Source organism: Azospirillum griseum (assembly GCF_003966125.1).
GTDB classification, from domain to species: Bacteria; Pseudomonadota; Alphaproteobacteria; order Azospirillales; family Azospirillaceae; genus Azospirillum; species Azospirillum griseum.
Genome location: NZ_RXMA01000005.1, coordinates 141,498 through 156,036 on the forward strand (window position 1 = coordinate 141,498; position 14,539 = coordinate 156,036).

Below are 14,539 nucleotides of genomic sequence, written 5' to 3' on the forward strand. Positions count from 1 at the left end.
GACCCTCATGGCGCGAAACGCTCCCTTACGGACGCAGCAGACCGATGATGTCCTTGACGTCGTTCAGGTTCTTGTCGGCGATGGCGGCGGCGCGCTCGCCGCCCTTGCGCAGCAGACGGTCGATTTCCCCCTTGTCGGCCAACAACTCCTTCATGCGGCTGGTCATCGGGGCCAGCTTGGCGACCGACAGATCGACCAGGGCCGCCTTGAAGCCGGAGAATTGCGCCCCGGCGAACTCGGCCAGCGTCTGTTCGCGGCTCTGCCCGGCCAAGGCGGAATAGATGGTGACGAGGTTGTCGGCTTCGGGCCGGGCCTCCAGCTCCGTCACCGTGTCCGGCAGGGGTTCCGGGTCGGTCTTGGCCTTGCGGATCTTCTGCGCGATGGTGTCGGCGTCGTCGGTCATGTTGATGCGCGAATATTCGGACTCGTCCGACTTCGACATCTTCTTCTTGCCGTCGCGCAGGCTCATCACGCGCGTCGCCTCGCCCAGGATCTGGGGTTCGGGCAGCGGGAAGAACTCCGTCTCATAACGGCGGTTGAAGGCCCCGGCGATGTCGCGGGCCAATTCCAGATGCTGTTTCTGATCCTCGCCGACCGGCACATGGGTGGCCTTGTACAGCAGGATGTCGGCGGCCATCAGGGTGGGGTAGGCGTACAGGCCCAGATTGGCCATGTCCTTTTGCTTGCCCGCCTTTTCCTTGAACTGGGTCATCCGGTTCAGCCAGCCGAGCGGCGTGTGGCAGGACAGGATCCACCCCAATTCGGAATGGCCGGAGACAAAGGACTGGTTGAACAGGATGTTCTTGTCCGGGTCGATGCCAGCGGCGATGTAGGCCGCCGCGACCTCGCGGATGTTGTTGCGCAGAACCTCGGGGTCCTGGTCGATGGTCAGGGCGTGCAGATCGACGACGCAGAAAATGCATTCGTAGCTGTTCTGCAGCTCAACCCAATTGCGCAGCGCCCCCAGATAGTTGCCGAGGTGAAGCTGCCGGGTCGGCTGCATGCCGGAAAAGATGCGGTTCACGGATCGTCTCGCTCGAAAACTCTGGGAGGCGGCAGTTATCGCCCCCCGACGTCCGCCGGTCAAGGCGCGGTGCGAAAAAGCGGATGGTTTGGCGGGGTGTGGCGGTTCAGGGTCAACACCCCCGGGATGCATGGTTTTGGTTGTTGCGCACACAGCCGTGCGCTACCGCCAATGTGTGTGGTCGGGAGGGGGCGGACCGTCCGCCCCCGCCACACGAAGAAGGACTTGAGGATGAAGGAGTTCCTCACCCTTCTGGTCCTGATCCTGGACGTGATCAAGCGGTTGCTTGAGCTTCTGGGCTAAGGACCGGACCGGGGGAGCGGCGTGGCAAGACGTCGCTCCCTTGATCCAGAGATAGGACGACGCCCGGTTGATCGCAAGAGGGGGGCATCGTCGAACGCACGACAAGATTGCAGACGATTGGACCTCAAGCCGCCGCGCGGCGGCGTTCGATGGCGTCCCACAGCAGTGCTTCCAGTTGAACGTTGTTCAGGCGGTTGATTTCCTGGATGCCGGTGGGGGAGGTGACGTTGATTTCGGTCATATAGTCGCCGATCACGTCCACGCCGACGAAAATCAGCCCCTTTTCGCGCAGAACCGGGCCGATGGCGGCGCACATGGCGCGTTCGCGTTCGGTCAGCTCGGTTTTCTTGGCGCTGCCACCGGCGTGGAAGTTGGCGCGGGCCTCGCCGTCCTGCGGCATGCGGCTGACGGCCCCGACCGGTTCGCCATCGACCAGGATGATGCGCTTGTCGCCCTGGCGGATTTCGGGGAGGTAGCGTTGCACGATCACCGGCTCGCGGTAGAGCTGGGTGAACATCTCCAACAGGGAGCCGAGATTTTCGTCGTCGGGCTTCAGGTGGAAGACTCCGGCCCCGCCGTTGCCGAACAGCGGCTTGACGATGATGTCCTTGTGCTCCGCCCGGAAATCCAGGATGGCCTGCTTGTCGCTGGTGATGAGCGTCGGCGGCATCAGATCGGGGAAGCGGGTGATGAACAGCTTTTCCGGGGCGTTGCGCACCTCCGCCGGGTCGTTCACCACCAGAACCTTGGGCTGCACATGCTCCAGCAGGTGGGTGGAGGTGATGTAGGCCATGTCAAAGGGCGGATCCTGCCGCAGCAGGATGACGTCCATGGTGCTGAGATCGGTCAGGACCGGTTCGCCCAGCGTGTAATGGGCGCCGCGCTGGCGGACCACGGTCATCTCACGGACGCGCGCGGTCAGGCGGTTGCCGGTCAGGATCAGGTCGCGCGGGTGGTAATGGTACAGGCGATGGCCGCGCTTCTGCGCCTCCAGCGCCATCATGAAGCTGGAATCGGTGTCGATGTTGATCGACTCGATGGGATCCATCTGGAACGCAACGGCAAGGCTCATGGCGACTCTCCGGCCTTCAAAACGGCCCTTGGGAATGGGTGGGGGTGATTCCGGGTGTCCGGCGTATGAAGCTGTTCAGTTCAACCGCTTCTTCAAGGTCTGGATCAGCGAGGCGGTCTGATGGCGCTGGTGCTGGTCGCCGCTCAACGCCATGAAGGTTTCCAGCGCGGCGATGGCGTCGGTCAGCTTGCCCGCGTGGGCCTCCAGCAGCCCGGTTTCCCGCCACAGCGCCGGTTCCTGCGGGGCGAGCAGGCGCATGGCCTCCAGCACCTCCAGCGCTTTGGCCACGTCGTGGGCCGACAGATGGCGCAGCTTGATGTTGTTTTGCAGGCGCAGCAGCACGTCGCGGTTCGACACCGGGCGGTAATGCTCGGGCGACAGCTCCGCCTCGCCGCCCGCCGTGGCCTTCAGCAGCTCGCGAAGATCGGCCGCGCTGCGGATCTGGCCGTCGTTGAACGGGTCGATGATGGCGCGGGCGGGTCCCAGATCGACGCGGATCAGGAAATGGCCGGGGAAATTCAGACCGACGATCGGCCAGCCCTGCGAACGGGCGGCGTGCATGTAGAGGATGCCCAGCGCCACCGGCAGCCCGCGCCGCCGGTCGATCACCCGCATCAGGTTGGCGTTCTGCAAATCATCGTAGGTGTCGTGATCGCCGGAATAGCCGTGCCGCTCGCCGATGACGTGGCGCAGCAGGTCGATGCGGCTTTCCAGGCTTTCGGTTTCGCGGAAGCGGTCGTCCACCCGGTCGGCGACATCGTCCAGGATCGCCCGGATGTGACGGCGGTAGCCGGAGAGGTCGGCGTCGGGCGTGTCCAGCGCGGCCAGGGCCAGGGCGGCTTCGGCCAGATCGATGGCCTCGTCGGGCAGCTCCCCGGTGTGGCTCAGGATCGCGCGGGCTTCGGCGTGGCGGGTCAAAAGCCTGTCCTTCCGTGCTGTGGCGGGACGGTTGTCCGCGTCCCGTCCGGTCGTCAGAGCCGCCACGCGTCGATCAGGTGGCGGGGCCAGGACCAAGGCGTAACCAGCATCACGTCGAAGCGCAAGACATAGCCCGCATATTGCGGGTTGGCCGCCAGATAGACATGGGCCGCGCGGGCCAAACGCCCACGCTGGCGGGCGTTCACCGCCTCGTTGGCGGCGTCCCAGTCGGCGCGCGCCTTCACCTCGACCACGGCGATGGTCTGGCCGCGCCGGGCGACGATGTCGATCTCGCCCATCGGGGTGCGCAGCCGGTTGGCGAGGATGCGGTAGCCCTTCAGCCGCAGGGTCCAGCGGCACAAGCCTTCCGCCCAGCGCCCGAAGCGTTCGGCGTGGCTGCGCATCGCGTCGGGATCAGCCATGGCCCGGCCCTTCACCGCGTGTCAATTCGCCTCGGGTCAATTCGCCTCGGGTCAATTCCAGGGCGCGGGCGTAGACGGCGCGTTTGGGCTGGCCGGTGCGGGCGGCGACGTCGGCGGCGGCGTCGCGCACCGACAGGCGGGTCAGCGCCTCGCGCAGCAGGCTGTCGATGTCGGCCTCGCTGGGGGCTTCCTCCGCACCGGGGGGACCGATGACGAGCACCACCTCCCCGCGCGGCGGACCGGCCTCGGCGTAATGGGCGGCCAGCTCGGGCAGGGTGCCGCGCCGCACCTCCTCGTACAGCTTGGTCAACTCGCGGGCGACGGCGGCCTCGCGGGAGCCAAGAATGTCGGCGAGATCGGCCAGCGACTCCGGCAGGCGCTGCGGCGATTCAAAGAACACCAGGGTGGCGGGGACGTTTTTCAGCTCCCCGGCGGTGGCGCGGCGGGCGCTGCTCTTGTTCGGCAGGAACCCGGCGAACAGGAAACGGTCGGTCGGCAGCCCGGACAGCACCAGCGCCACCAGCGGGGCCGACGCGCCGGGCAGGGTGGTGACGGCCACCCCGGCTGCGACACACTCGCGCACCAGCTTGTAACCGGGATCGGACACCAGCGGCGTCCCGGCGTCGGTGACGAGCGCGATGGCGTCCCCCGCCTGCATCCGTTCGATCAGGATCGGGCGCATCTTGGCGGCGTTGTGCTCGTGATAGGACACGAACGGGGTGTGGATGCCGTGGATCCCCATCAGCTTGGCGGTGACGCGGGTGTCCTCGCAGGCGATGGCCGTGGCGCGGGTCAGCGTGTCCAGCGCGCGCAGCGTGATGTCGGCGGCGTTCCCGATCGGGGTGGCGACGACATAAAGGCCGGGCGCGAGTTTACTTAAGGACTCCGTGCCGCTACCTTGGGCGTCGGTTTGAGCCTTAGCGGATGTGGAGACGATCGGTGGCGCGCTTGGCAACAGCTTTCTCACTGGGTCTGAAACGTCACGGGGGTCTGAAACGTCACGGCGTGGCGGCCTTGCTGGTCGCCGTCGGGCTGTCGGCGTGCTCGACTGTAACGGCCCCGCCGCCCGTGGCACAAGGGGCGCGGCAAACCACGCAACCGACCGCAGCCACCCCGGTTGTCGACCCGTCGCAAAACGTCAAGGTCGCCTTGCTGGTCCCGCTGTCGGGGCCGAGTGCCGCCATCGGGCAAAGCATGCTGGACGCCGCGCAACTCGCCCTGTTCGACATGGCGGGCGACCGCTTCGAACTGCTGCCGCGCGACACCAAGGGAACCCCGGCCGGGGCCGCCGACGCCGCGCGTCAGGCCCTGGCGGAGGGCGCGCGCCTCATCCTCGGCCCGCTGTTTGCGGCGGAAGTGGCGGCGGTCAAGCCGGTGGCCCAGCCCGCCGGGGTCGATGTGCTGGCCTTCACCACCGATTGGAACCAGGCGGGCAACGGGGCCTTCGTCATGGGCTTCGTGCCCGGCGATCAGGTCGAACGGGTGACGGGCTTCGCCAAATCGCGCGGCATCAGCCGCTTCGTCGTGCTGGCCCCCCGCACCCCCTATGGCGACGCGGTGGTCGGCGCGATGCAGGGGGCGACGCAGAAATTCGGCGCGACCGTCCAGGTCGAACGCTACGACGCCGCCGCCACCGATCTGTCCGGCCCGGCCCGGCAAGTGGCCCAGGGCGCTGGCCAGCCGCAGGCGGTGCTGTTGGCCGAAGGCGGCAGCCGCGCCCAAGCGCTGGCCGCCGCGCTGGCGGCCAACGGCGTGTCGCCGCAGCAGGTCAAGCTGTTGGGAACCGGCCTGTGGGACGATGCCCAGCAGGGCAGCAGCCTGGGTCAGGAACCGGCCCTGGTCGGCGGCTGGTACGCCGCGCCGACGCCGCAGGCCCGCGCGGCCTTCGAAGCGAAGTTCGAGCAGACCTATGGCCGCAAGCCGCAGCGCATCGCCACCCTGGCCTATGACGCCACGTCGGTCGCCGCCGTGCTGGCCCGCGCCGGGCGTGGCGTGGACCGCAGCGCGATGACCAACCCCAGCGGCTTCGAAGGGTTGGACGGGCTGTTCCGCCTGCGCGCCAACGGCGCGGTCGAACGCGGTCTGGCGGTGCTGGAGGTGGCCCCGACCGGCGCGCGGATCATCGACCCGGCCCCGTCCAACTTCGACGTTCTGGGCCAGTAACAGACCGTTTCCCCCCGGTTCCGCGCGTTGCGGGGCCGGGGGAGGTCCGTGGGTGGGGATTCAGCGCCGCGCGGCCAGCGAAGCCAGTTGGAACAGCACCCGCGCGCAGATGGTTTCGTCGGGCATGTGGGTTTTCTTGCAATCCGCCTCGGCGTCCACCAACCGTTCCAACGCCTGACGCACCAGATTGGGCGACCAGCGCCGGGCCTGCCCGATCAGGCGGCTTTTCAGCTTGAAAAACACCGGCGGGCGCAGCGACTCGACGGCGGCTTCGGCGGATTTGCCCGCCGCGATCTGCCCGCCGATCAGGTGCAGGCGCTGGAAATGGCGCTGCGCCCCGCGCAGGATCGGCACGGGCGAGGTGCCTTCGGCGAACAGCCGGGCCAGCGAGCGGTCGAGCGTGGCGAAATCCCCCTCCGCCGCCGCCCAGATCGGTTCATCCATCGACAGGGCGGCGCTGTCGCCGATGCAGGCCTGGACATCCTCCAGCCGCACCCGCTTGGCCGCGCCGACATAGAGCGCCAGCTTGTCCACCTCGCCGCGCGCGACCATGCGGTCGCCGACCAGATGGCCGCTGAGAAACTCCAGCGCGTCGGGGTCGGCGGACAGGCCATGGGCGTGCAGCAGATCGGCGATGACCCGGCCCAGCGACGCCTCATCCTCGACGTAACAGGGAATGGCGACGGCCTTGTCGGCCCCTTCGAACAGCAACCGCAGCTTGGAGCGCGCGCCAAGATCGCCCGACTCGACAACGACCAGGCTGTCGCCGGGCGGCGGCGGGTCGAGAAAGGCGGCGAAGGCGGCGGCGCTGTTGTCCTCCGCCTCGCGCACGCGGATCAGGCGGCGTCCACCGGTGAAGGACAGGGCGGCGGCCTCGTCGGCGAGCCGCGCGGGATCGTCGGCCACCGCCCGCCCGAGGAATTCGGCGACGCGGAAGGGATCGGCCAGATCCTCCACGACTTTGCGGCCCAATTGCTGGGCGCGGTCGCGCACCAGCCCGCCATCCGGCCCATAGAGCAGGACGGCGCGGATGGCCGGATCCGGGTTGCGCAAAAACCCGTCGATGGCTCTGGCTTGCAGCTTCACGGACGGCGTTCCTGCACCGGTCGGGGGAGCGGATCGACCGGGCCGATCCGCCGACCGGTGTGTTTAGGGCTGGCGGCCAAGATGCATGGCGACGCGGGTGGTGATGTCGTTGGAGATCTCCTCCAACGCGCGATCATAGGCGTTTTCGACCGTCACCACGCCCGCGTAATGCTGCTCCAGGATGTTGTAGCTGATGAGCGACCGGGCGCGCGACTGGAACACCACGGCCCCGGTGGCCGTGTCGGTCAGCGTGTAGGGAGCGGTCACATGAAGCTGTGCCCGCACCGCCGACGCATCCTTTTGCAGAGCGAGCTTTTCCTCGGTCGCCGTCAGGCTGACGGCCAGACGGTAGCGCGTGCTGCTGGGGCGGCTTGACGGGTAAAAGCGGTCGATCAGCAGGTTGCGCAGTTTTTGGCCTTCCCGGTCGGGAATGCCGGCGATGTCGACGTTGGCCAGCATCTCCGTCGCCCCCGCCCCATAGCTCTTGTCGCCGTAGAGCGGCTGGAAGCCACAGCCCGACAGGAGGATGAGCGCACACGCCAACGCCCAACCCTTCCGGGCCGGACGTTGATCACGACGGAACAGGCTGGGGTCAGACGACGACATTGATCACCCGGTTCGGGACGACGATGACTTTGCGGACAGGCTTGCCCTCCAACGCACGTTGCACGTTGGCGTCGGCCAGGGCAACCCGTTCGGCGGAGTCCTTGTCCAGATCGCGCGGCAAATCCAGCGTGGCGCGCAGCTTGCCGTTGACCTGGACGGCGATCTTGACGCTGTCCTCCGTCACCAGGGCGGGGTCCGCCTCCGGCCAGGGCTGGTCGGTCAGCAGGCCCTGATGGCCCAGCGCCACCCACAGCTCTTCGGCCAGATGGGGCATCATCGGGCCGATCAGGCGGACCACCGACTCGAAGCCTTCGCGCAGCACCCAGGCCTCGCCCTCACCGCTGCCGTCCAGTTCGCCGAGCGCGTTGGACAGTTCGCGCACGCGGGCGACGGCCTTGTTGAAGCGGAACTTGTCGAGGTCCTCCGACATCCCGGCGATGGTCTTGTGGACCAGACGGCGGGTCGCTTCGGCCTTGGCGCTCAGCGCGTCGGGTTTGGGCGCGCCAACCGGGGGCAGGGCCACCGGGGCGTCCGTCACCATGCGCCACAGGCGGTTGATGTAGCGCCACGCGCCATCAATGCCGGATTCCGTCCATTCCAGATCGCGTTCCGGCGGGCTGTCCGACAGCATGAACAGGCGGGCGGCGTCGGCCCCGTAGGTGCCGATGATGTGCGCCGGGTCCACCACGTTCTTTTTGGACTTCGACATCTTTTCGACGCGGCCGACGTTGACCGGGACCTTGGTGTCGCGGTGCACCCACTGGCCCTGGTCGTTCTTTTCCAGATCGGTCGGGGCCAGCCACGCGCCGCTGTCGGCGTCCTTGTAGGTTTCGTGGTTGACCATGCCCTGGGTGAACAGGCCGGTGAACGGCTCGTCCAGGTTCAGATAGCCGCATGTCTTCAGCGCGCGGGTCCAGAAGCGCGAATAGAGCAGATGCAGGACGGCGTGTTCGATGCCGCCGATGTACTGGTCCACCCCCAGCCAGTAATCCACCGACTCACGGGTGAAGCCGGTCGAGTCCTCCTTGGGCGAGCAGAAGCGGGCGAAATACCACGACGACTCGATGAAGGTGTCGAAGGTGTCGGTTTCGCGCAGCGCCGGTTTGCCGCAGCTCGGGCAGGCGGTGTGTTTCCAGCTCGGGTGATGGGACAGCGGGTTGCCCGGCTTGTCGAAGGTCACATCCTCCGGCAGCACGACGGGCAATTGATCGTCGGGAACCGGGACGATGCCGCAGGAGTCGCAATGGATGACCGGGATCGGGCAGCCCCAATAGCGTTGGCGCGACACGCCCCAATCGCGCAGGCGGAATTGGGTGGTGCGTTCGCCCTGGCCCGCCGACTCGAGGCGCTTGCCCACCTCCTGCTTGGCCGACTCGACGTCCAGCCCATCCAGGAAACGCGAGTTGCGCAGCACGCCGGGGCCGGTGTAGGCCTCCGTGTCCACGGTGAAGCTGGCCGGGTCGGCGTCGGCGGGGATGACCACCGGCAGCACCGGCAGGCCGTATTTGCGGGCGAAGTCCAAATCGCGCTGGTCGTGCGCCGGGCAGGCGAAGATCGCCCCGGTCCCGTATTCCATCAGCACGAAATTGGCGACATAGACCGGCAATTCCCACGACGGGTCGAGCGGATGCACCACCTTCAGGCCGGTGTCGAACCCGCACTTCTCCGCCGTTTCAATCGCTTCCTCGCTGGTTCCCAGCCGGTTGCATTCGGCGATGAACTCCGCCAACTCCGGGTTCGACGCGGCCAGTTCGGCGGCCAACGGGTGGTTGGGCGAAATGGCGGCGAAGGACGCGCCGAACAGCGTGTCGGGCCGGGTGGTGAAGACCTCCAGCGTGTCGGCCCGGTCCTTCAGCGCGAAGCGGAAGCGCACGCCGGTGGATTTGCCGATCCAGTTTTCCTGCATGATGCGGACGCGCTCGGGCCAGCGGTCCAGCGTCTCCAGCCCCTTCAGAAGATCGTCGGCGAAGGCGGTGATCTTCAGGAACCATTGGGACAGCTTGCGCTTTTCGACCAGCGCGCCGGTGCGCCAGCCGCGCCCGTCGATCACCTGTTCGTTGGCGAGCACGGTGTTGTCCACCGGATCCCAGTTGACCCAGCTTTCCTTGCGATAGGCCAGACCGGCCTTCAGGAAATCCAGGAACATTTTCTGCTCGTGGCGGTAATATTCCACGTCGCAGGTGGCGATTTCGCGGTCCCAATCGATGGACAGGCCCATCGTCTTCAACTGGCCGCGCATGGTCGCGATGTTCTCGCGCGTCCAGCTCGCCGGGTGGGTCTTCTTTTCCAGCGCCGCGTTTTCAGCGGGCAGGCCGAAGGCGTCCCAGCCCATCGGGTGCAGGACGTTGAAGCCCTTGGCCCGTTTGAAACGGGCGATCACATCGCCGATGGTGTAGTTGCGGACGTGGCCCATGTGGATGCGCCCCGACGGGTAGGGGAACATCTCCAGCACATAATATTTGGGACGGGACGCGTCCTCGCGCGCGGTGAAGCAGCCCTGGCTTTCCCACAGGCTTTGCCACTTCGCTTCGGTTTCCTTGACATTGTAACGCGACATGGAGGACGCCGTTTCCCGTTGTATCGTTCAGCTTGCGATGAAAGCGGACGGGCGCATCATGGCCCGCCCCATTCGTGTGATGTCTGGCCGTGTGATGTCTGGCCGTATGGTCACTGGCGCGTGGCGGCCTGGGCGGCGACCCGCAGCTGGCGGGCGCGGGTCAGAACCGCGTCTTCCAGCGTGCCCGCCGTGTCGTTGCCGACGGTGGTGTCGCGCCAGTCGTTGCCGGTGCGCTGCTGCTTGAACACCGACACCCGCACGCCGTCGGCGCGCAGCTGCTTGTCCATGATGTACAGGTTGACCTTGAACCGCTCGTTCGGGGTTTCCGGGGCGGTGTACCAGTCGGTCAGGATGACGCCGCCGAAGGGATCGGCCGAGGCGATCGGCATGAAGGACAGGGTGTCGAGCGCGGCGCGCCACAGGAAGCTGTTGACGCCCAGACCGTTGGCGCTGTCCTGCTCCCCGGTGCCACGCTTGTTCTTGCCGAACAGGTTGAAGCCACCCTCGGTGCCGAGGATGCTGCCGTACTTATAATCCTTCTTCATTTGCTCTTCCATCGTCTCGGTCTTGCCGCCCCAACTGGAGCAGCCAGCGGTCGCGAGCGACCCGACGACGAGGACGGAGAGGAGCTTCAAGGCATGGACACGGCGCATGATTTGGAAACCCAACGTCAAGAATGGGGATGTGCGCACGATGCCGTGCACAGGTGCCGCTGAAAAGACCATAAAAACCCGACCGGACGCAACAGGGGAGAGTGTGGCCACCAGGGCAAAAGCCGGGTCAAAAAAAAGCGGCAGCCCGAAGGCTGCCGCTTTCCTGGAACCATCCAACAGAGATCGGTTGATCTCTATTAGAAGGAGAGCCAGCTGCGAACGATGAAGACGTTCGCCTTGTCGTCGTTGGCGGCGAGGTTGGTCTCGTCGTCGAACTTGACGTAGGCGTACTCGGCACCAACCACCAGACCCGGGGCGACCTTGTAGTTCGCACCGATCGAGTAGTAGTCCTGCTTGTCCTTGCCGGCGATGGCCTGGCTGCCCTCTTCCGAACCGTGGGTGTAACCAACGCCGACCGTGATCGGGCCGGTGACGTACTGCGCACCAACGTTCCAGACCTGGAAGTTCGACTTGCGGGCCGAAGCCTTGGTCAGGCCGGAGTCGTACTTGTTGATGTAACCACCGCCCAGCGTGAAGCCGGCGTAGTCGATCGACAGGCCAGCCTGGAGAGCCGACAGACCTTCGACAGTCGACAGCTCGTTGCGGCCACCGGTGTAGCCAACGCCAGCCTTGACGCCAACGCCCGAGAAGGTCTCGGCGTAGTTCAGGCCCAGTTCCCAGATGTCCTGGTAGCCAGCGGTGGTGTTCTTCACGCGGTCAATGTCGGTGAAGTTGCTGCTGGGCTGCGGGGTGAACGAACCACCGACCTGGAAGCCCGAGAAGCGCGGCGAGGCGTAGAACACCTTGGTGCCACGGCTGTTGTCGGTCAGGGTCAGATCGGCCAGACGGGTGGTGATGCCCGTGCCGTTGCCGGTCGAGGCCCAGTTGACCGGCTCGTCCCAGAAGCCCAGGAACGAGTAGTCGATCGGACGGAACACCGCACCCATATCGTCGCTGTAGCTGTTCGACACGCCCAGACGGACATGGCCGAAGCTGCCGTTCAGGAACATGTAGCCACGATCCGCTTCGGTGACGCGGTCGTTGGTGTTGTTGCGCAGACGCAGACGAGCGCCGTACTCAAGGCCGTTGTCGGCCTTGGCCGAGGCAACGATGTTCAGGCGGAAGCGGTTGTTGAACTCGGTCGAACGGCGGTTGGTGTCGCGGTCCTGGTCGACGAAGCCGGCCTGGAAGAACGCATCGCCACCGATCTTGAGATCGAACTTCGCCTGGGCGTTGGCGGTCCCGGCGCCCAGCGCCAGCGCAATGGCCGCAGCGCCGGCCAGAAGATTACGGTTCATGGTGTTGTCTCCATCCTGGCAACAATATTCATACAGCCCGGTTTGTTCCGCAGCCATGCCCAGTGGTACGCACAGCCGAGGCGAGCGACAAGCGGGAAACACGCCGCCCGCTGCGTTGATGGAACAGTGTGGCAAGTTTAGCACAATTTCACAGGGTCCCGCTCTCCAGGCCCGGTGCGCCGCAAACGATGGAACGGCACGGGCAGTGAAACGAGGCGGGGTGGACACACCCCCTTTGGTTTTGGACTTGTGTTCTTTGCCGTGCAACGGGACGAAAACGCGGAACGTGCTGTTTTCGACTCGGTCGAGAGCCTTTGTTGCATTGCAATGACTCCCGCCATGTCCTGACATCACGCAAGACGACAGCGCAGTGACTATTTAATCGGCAAAAAGCCTAAAAAATGACACACAGGAATATCAAGTTGCAGCAGAGCATAGATTGCTGAAGTATCCAACAAATTGGCTGTGTCGAAAGTGCAACTTGTTCAACCGATCATGCGGTGGTTTTGTTTCAACGCTTGTAGGAAATATGACAACCGCGTTTATTCTCAAAGCTCACCCGAGGGACGGGTTTGGATAAGAAGGACAACATCATCATGAAGCGCTCACTCCTCATTGGTTGCGCCGTGTCGGCCATCGTTTGCGCCGCTGGTGCCGCTTCGGCCCAGACCAAGTCGAAGTTCGACATTCTGGTCGGCGGTGACGCCTATTTCCTGGCCGCCTATGCCAAGGAAGATGTGACGACCAACGCCAACGGCCGCACGACCGAGTTCAGCAACCGTTTCCGTCTGCACTTCACCCCGACGGCCAAGGCTGACAACGGTCTGGAATATGGTGCCCGCCTGCGTCTGCGCGCCGCGAACGCCAACCGCACGGTCGATGCCGATCGCGGCTTCCTGTTCGTCAACGGCGCCTTCGGGACCGTCCAGGCCGGTGTCATCAACGGTCTGGGCGACGAGTACGGCAACATCGGCCCGAACGTTGACGGCATTGGCGGCACGCCGGACGGCAACGCCCTGAACTTCTACGCGGGCAGCCTGCCCTACGCGCTGGGCAACCTGCGCACCCAGGAATCGGGCGACAACGCCACCAAGCTGGTCTATCTGACCCCGACCTTCTCGGGCCTGCAGCTGGGTGCCGCCTACACCCCGCGCACCGGTGACTATTACACCTCGATCAACCGCACCAAGAACACCACCAACTACTTCGACACCGGCGAAGTCGGTGCCTTCTACAAGGGCGCTTATGGTGCGGTGTCGGTTGACGCCAGCGTCGAGTACATCTTCGGCAACGCCGGTGTTTCGACCGTCCAGGATCTCAGCTCGGTCCACACCGGTGTGACCGTTGGCTATGGTGCGTTCAAGATCGGCGGCAGCTACGCCTACAGCGGCAAGAGCGGTCACGCCACCACGGCGCGGAACCTGGACAAGAATCAGGTTTGGATCCTGGGTGCGCAGTATGCGACCGGCCCGCTCACCTTCGCCGCCACCTACACCGACGCCAAGGGCGGTGTTGAGAGCTTTGCGGCGACCACCAACGCCAAGGCTCATCTGTGGCAAGCGGGCGTCACCTACGCCGTTGCGCCCGGCCTGACCACCAGCCTGGAATACAGCTTCCTGGACAACAAGGTTGGCACCGTCAACAACGACGCCAACATCGTCCTGATCGACACGCGCATCGCGTTCTGATCGACAGCGGGGCTGTTGCGGAAAAAGGCGGCGGGGCAACCCGTCGCCTTTTTTCATGCCGTCGCGTCGCTGCTCCCGTCACATATGGTGCCGTGAGCGTCATTGGTCGCCGAGTCGCTGCGACCACGCAGCGTTCACTTGGGCTTTTTGGTGCTTGCGGTTTCACACAGCATCAACAGGGCGGCGTCCTGCATGGGAACCCAGACCAACAGGATGTTGCGTTTGCTTTTGTCAGCGAACTGGGCAACGGTTTCCTTGTCGGCGATGGCCGCCGAGGTTGAGGCGGTGATTTTGTAGCCGTTCTTGGCCAGAGCCGATTGCGCGGCCGAAAAAAGGCTGTCGAGGGTGGCCTGGCTGCCCTTCTCGAACTCCCACCCAAATTGCTCCTGCTTGCCGCACTGCCGGTTGTCATCGGCGGCGATCTTGTTCAAATAGGCGCGGTAGGTGCCATCATCCGTCAGTGGAAAGGCAGGAATGGCGAACGGGATCTGCGTCAACGGCGATCCGGCCATCACGCGCGGCTTGTCGGATTTGCCAGAGGGGGCCTGACCGGCCTGCGCCTGCCCTTGGGCGGCGGCTTTGGTTTCGGCCTGAACCTGTTGAGCGGTCATGAGCATGACCATCGCCGCCAATGCTGTGGCGGCTGCTGAACGGGCCGTCCGGTGCAACCGATTCCGCATGGGGGAACTCCTTTGGGTGCTTGCGTTTGAACAGGCTGTCCGCTACCACGCCGGACGGTCTCCTGTACA

13 protein-coding genes are annotated in these 14,539 nt (G+C 65.5%); 2 read left to right on the top strand and 11 right to left on the bottom strand.

Features of this window, described 5'->3' with window-relative positions:
• Positions 1 to 25 precede the first annotated feature (25 nt).
• The 5 genes from trpS to rsmI all read right to left on the bottom strand — a co-directional run bounded on the left by trpS (position 26) and on the right by rsmI (position 4,694).
• Complete coding sequence (gene trpS, locus EJ903_RS07755) at positions 26 to 1,024, bottom strand: tryptophan--tRNA ligase (protein ID WP_126613790.1); 999 nt, start codon at positions 1,022 to 1,024, stop codon at positions 26 to 28.
• A gap of 427 nt (positions 1,025 to 1,451) precedes the next feature.
• The gene (gshB, locus tag EJ903_RS07760; RefSeq protein WP_126613792.1) at positions 1,452 to 2,399 is read right to left on the bottom strand and encodes a glutathione synthase; all 948 of its coding nucleotides are present in this window, start codon (positions 2,397 to 2,399) and stop codon (positions 1,452 to 1,454) included.
• A gap of 75 nt (positions 2,400 to 2,474) precedes the next feature.
• The gene (locus tag EJ903_RS07765; RefSeq protein WP_126613794.1) at positions 2,475 to 3,317 is read right to left on the bottom strand and encodes a SirB1 family protein; all 843 of its coding nucleotides are present in this window, start codon (positions 3,315 to 3,317) and stop codon (positions 2,475 to 2,477) included.
• 53 nt (positions 3,318 to 3,370) lie between these two features.
• Positions 3,371 to 3,739, bottom strand: coding sequence for a YraN family protein (locus tag EJ903_RS07770; RefSeq protein WP_126613796.1), 369 nt, complete (start codon positions 3,737 to 3,739; stop codon positions 3,371 to 3,373).
• Entirely contained in the window at positions 3,732 to 4,694 is a 963-nt protein-coding gene (rsmI, locus tag EJ903_RS07775) for a 16S rRNA (cytidine(1402)-2'-O)-methyltransferase (protein WP_246015331.1), read from the bottom strand. The genes EJ903_RS07770 and rsmI overlap by 8 nt, the downstream gene beginning before the upstream one ends.
• A 50-nt stretch (positions 4,695 to 4,744) precedes the next feature.
• On the opposite strand from rsmI, the gene EJ903_RS07780 reads away from it, so the two are divergent.
• Positions 4,745 to 5,902, top strand: coding sequence for a penicillin-binding protein activator (locus EJ903_RS07780; protein WP_246015333.1), 1,158 nt, complete (start codon positions 4,745 to 4,747; stop codon positions 5,900 to 5,902).
• Between the two features lie 60 nt (positions 5,903 to 5,962).
• Here the strand turns inward: EJ903_RS07780 and holA are convergent, their stop codons facing one another.
• From holA to EJ903_RS07805, 5 genes are all read right to left on the bottom strand, one after another.
• Positions 5,963 to 6,988 carry a DNA polymerase III subunit delta gene (holA, locus tag EJ903_RS07785; protein WP_126613802.1) on the bottom strand — a complete coding sequence of 342 codons (1,026 nt, stop codon included), beginning with the start codon at positions 6,986 to 6,988 and terminating at the stop codon, positions 5,963 to 5,965.
• Positions 6,989 to 7,051: 63 nt separating this feature from the next.
• Positions 7,052 to 7,594, bottom strand: a complete 543-nt coding sequence (gene lptE, locus EJ903_RS07790) for an LPS assembly lipoprotein LptE (RefSeq protein WP_126613804.1) — start codon at positions 7,592 to 7,594, stop codon at positions 7,052 to 7,054.
• Positions 7,581 to 10,175 (bottom strand): leucine--tRNA ligase, encoded by a 2,595-nt coding sequence (leuS, locus tag EJ903_RS07795; RefSeq protein ID WP_377006232.1) that lies wholly within the window; start codon positions 10,173 to 10,175, stop codon positions 7,581 to 7,583. Before leuS ends, lptE begins: the two co-directional genes overlap by 14 nt.
• 86 nt (positions 10,176 to 10,261) lie before the next feature.
• On the bottom strand, positions 10,262 to 10,804 hold the full coding sequence (locus EJ903_RS07800) for a DUF3576 domain-containing protein (RefSeq protein ID WP_126613808.1): 543 nt from the start codon (positions 10,802 to 10,804) through the stop codon (positions 10,262 to 10,264).
• Positions 10,805 to 11,001: 197 nt separating this feature from the next.
• Positions 11,002 to 12,102, bottom strand: coding sequence for a porin (locus EJ903_RS07805; protein WP_126613810.1), 1,101 nt, complete (start codon positions 12,100 to 12,102; stop codon positions 11,002 to 11,004).
• A 596-nt stretch (positions 12,103 to 12,698) separates the two neighbouring features.
• Between EJ903_RS07805 and EJ903_RS07810 the strand changes: the two genes are divergently transcribed.
• The gene (locus EJ903_RS07810) at positions 12,699 to 13,790 is read left to right on the top strand and encodes a porin (RefSeq protein WP_126613812.1); all 1,092 of its coding nucleotides are present in this window, start codon (positions 12,699 to 12,701) and stop codon (positions 13,788 to 13,790) included.
• A gap of 134 nt (positions 13,791 to 13,924) precedes the next feature.
• Here EJ903_RS07810 and EJ903_RS07815 read toward each other — a convergent pair whose 3' ends face one another.
• Positions 13,925 to 14,401: a hypothetical protein gene (locus EJ903_RS07815; protein WP_126613814.1), complete on the bottom strand. Its 477-nt coding sequence runs from the start codon at positions 14,399 to 14,401 to the stop codon at positions 13,925 to 13,927.
• Positions 14,402 to 14,539: the final 138 nt, after the last annotated feature.

Excerpts from the sequence above, each read along its gene's own strand:
- gshB (WP_126613792.1), bottom strand. The coding sequence starts at position 2,399 with ATGAGCCTTGCCGTTGCGTTCCAGATGGATCCCATCGAGTCGATCAAC.
- EJ903_RS07810 (WP_126613812.1), top strand. The coding sequence starts at position 12,699 with ATGAAGCGCTCACTCCTCATTGGTTGCGCCGTGTCGGCCATCGTTTGC.
- EJ903_RS07770 (WP_126613796.1), bottom strand. The coding sequence starts at position 3,739 with ATGGCTGATCCCGACGCGATGCGCAGCCACGCCGAACGCTTCGGGCGC.
- EJ903_RS07800 (WP_126613808.1), bottom strand. The coding sequence starts at position 10,804 with ATGCGCCGTGTCCATGCCTTGAAGCTCCTCTCCGTCCTCGTCGTCGGG.
- lptE (WP_126613804.1), bottom strand. The coding sequence starts at position 7,594 with ATGTCGTCGTCTGACCCCAGCCTGTTCCGTCGTGATCAACGTCCGGCC.
- EJ903_RS07805 (WP_126613810.1), bottom strand. The coding sequence starts at position 12,102 with ATGAACCGTAATCTTCTGGCCGGCGCTGCGGCCATTGCGCTGGCGCTG.
- EJ903_RS07815 (WP_126613814.1), bottom strand. The coding sequence starts at position 14,401 with ATGACCGCTCAACAGGTTCAGGCCGAAACCAAAGCCGCCGCCCAAGGG.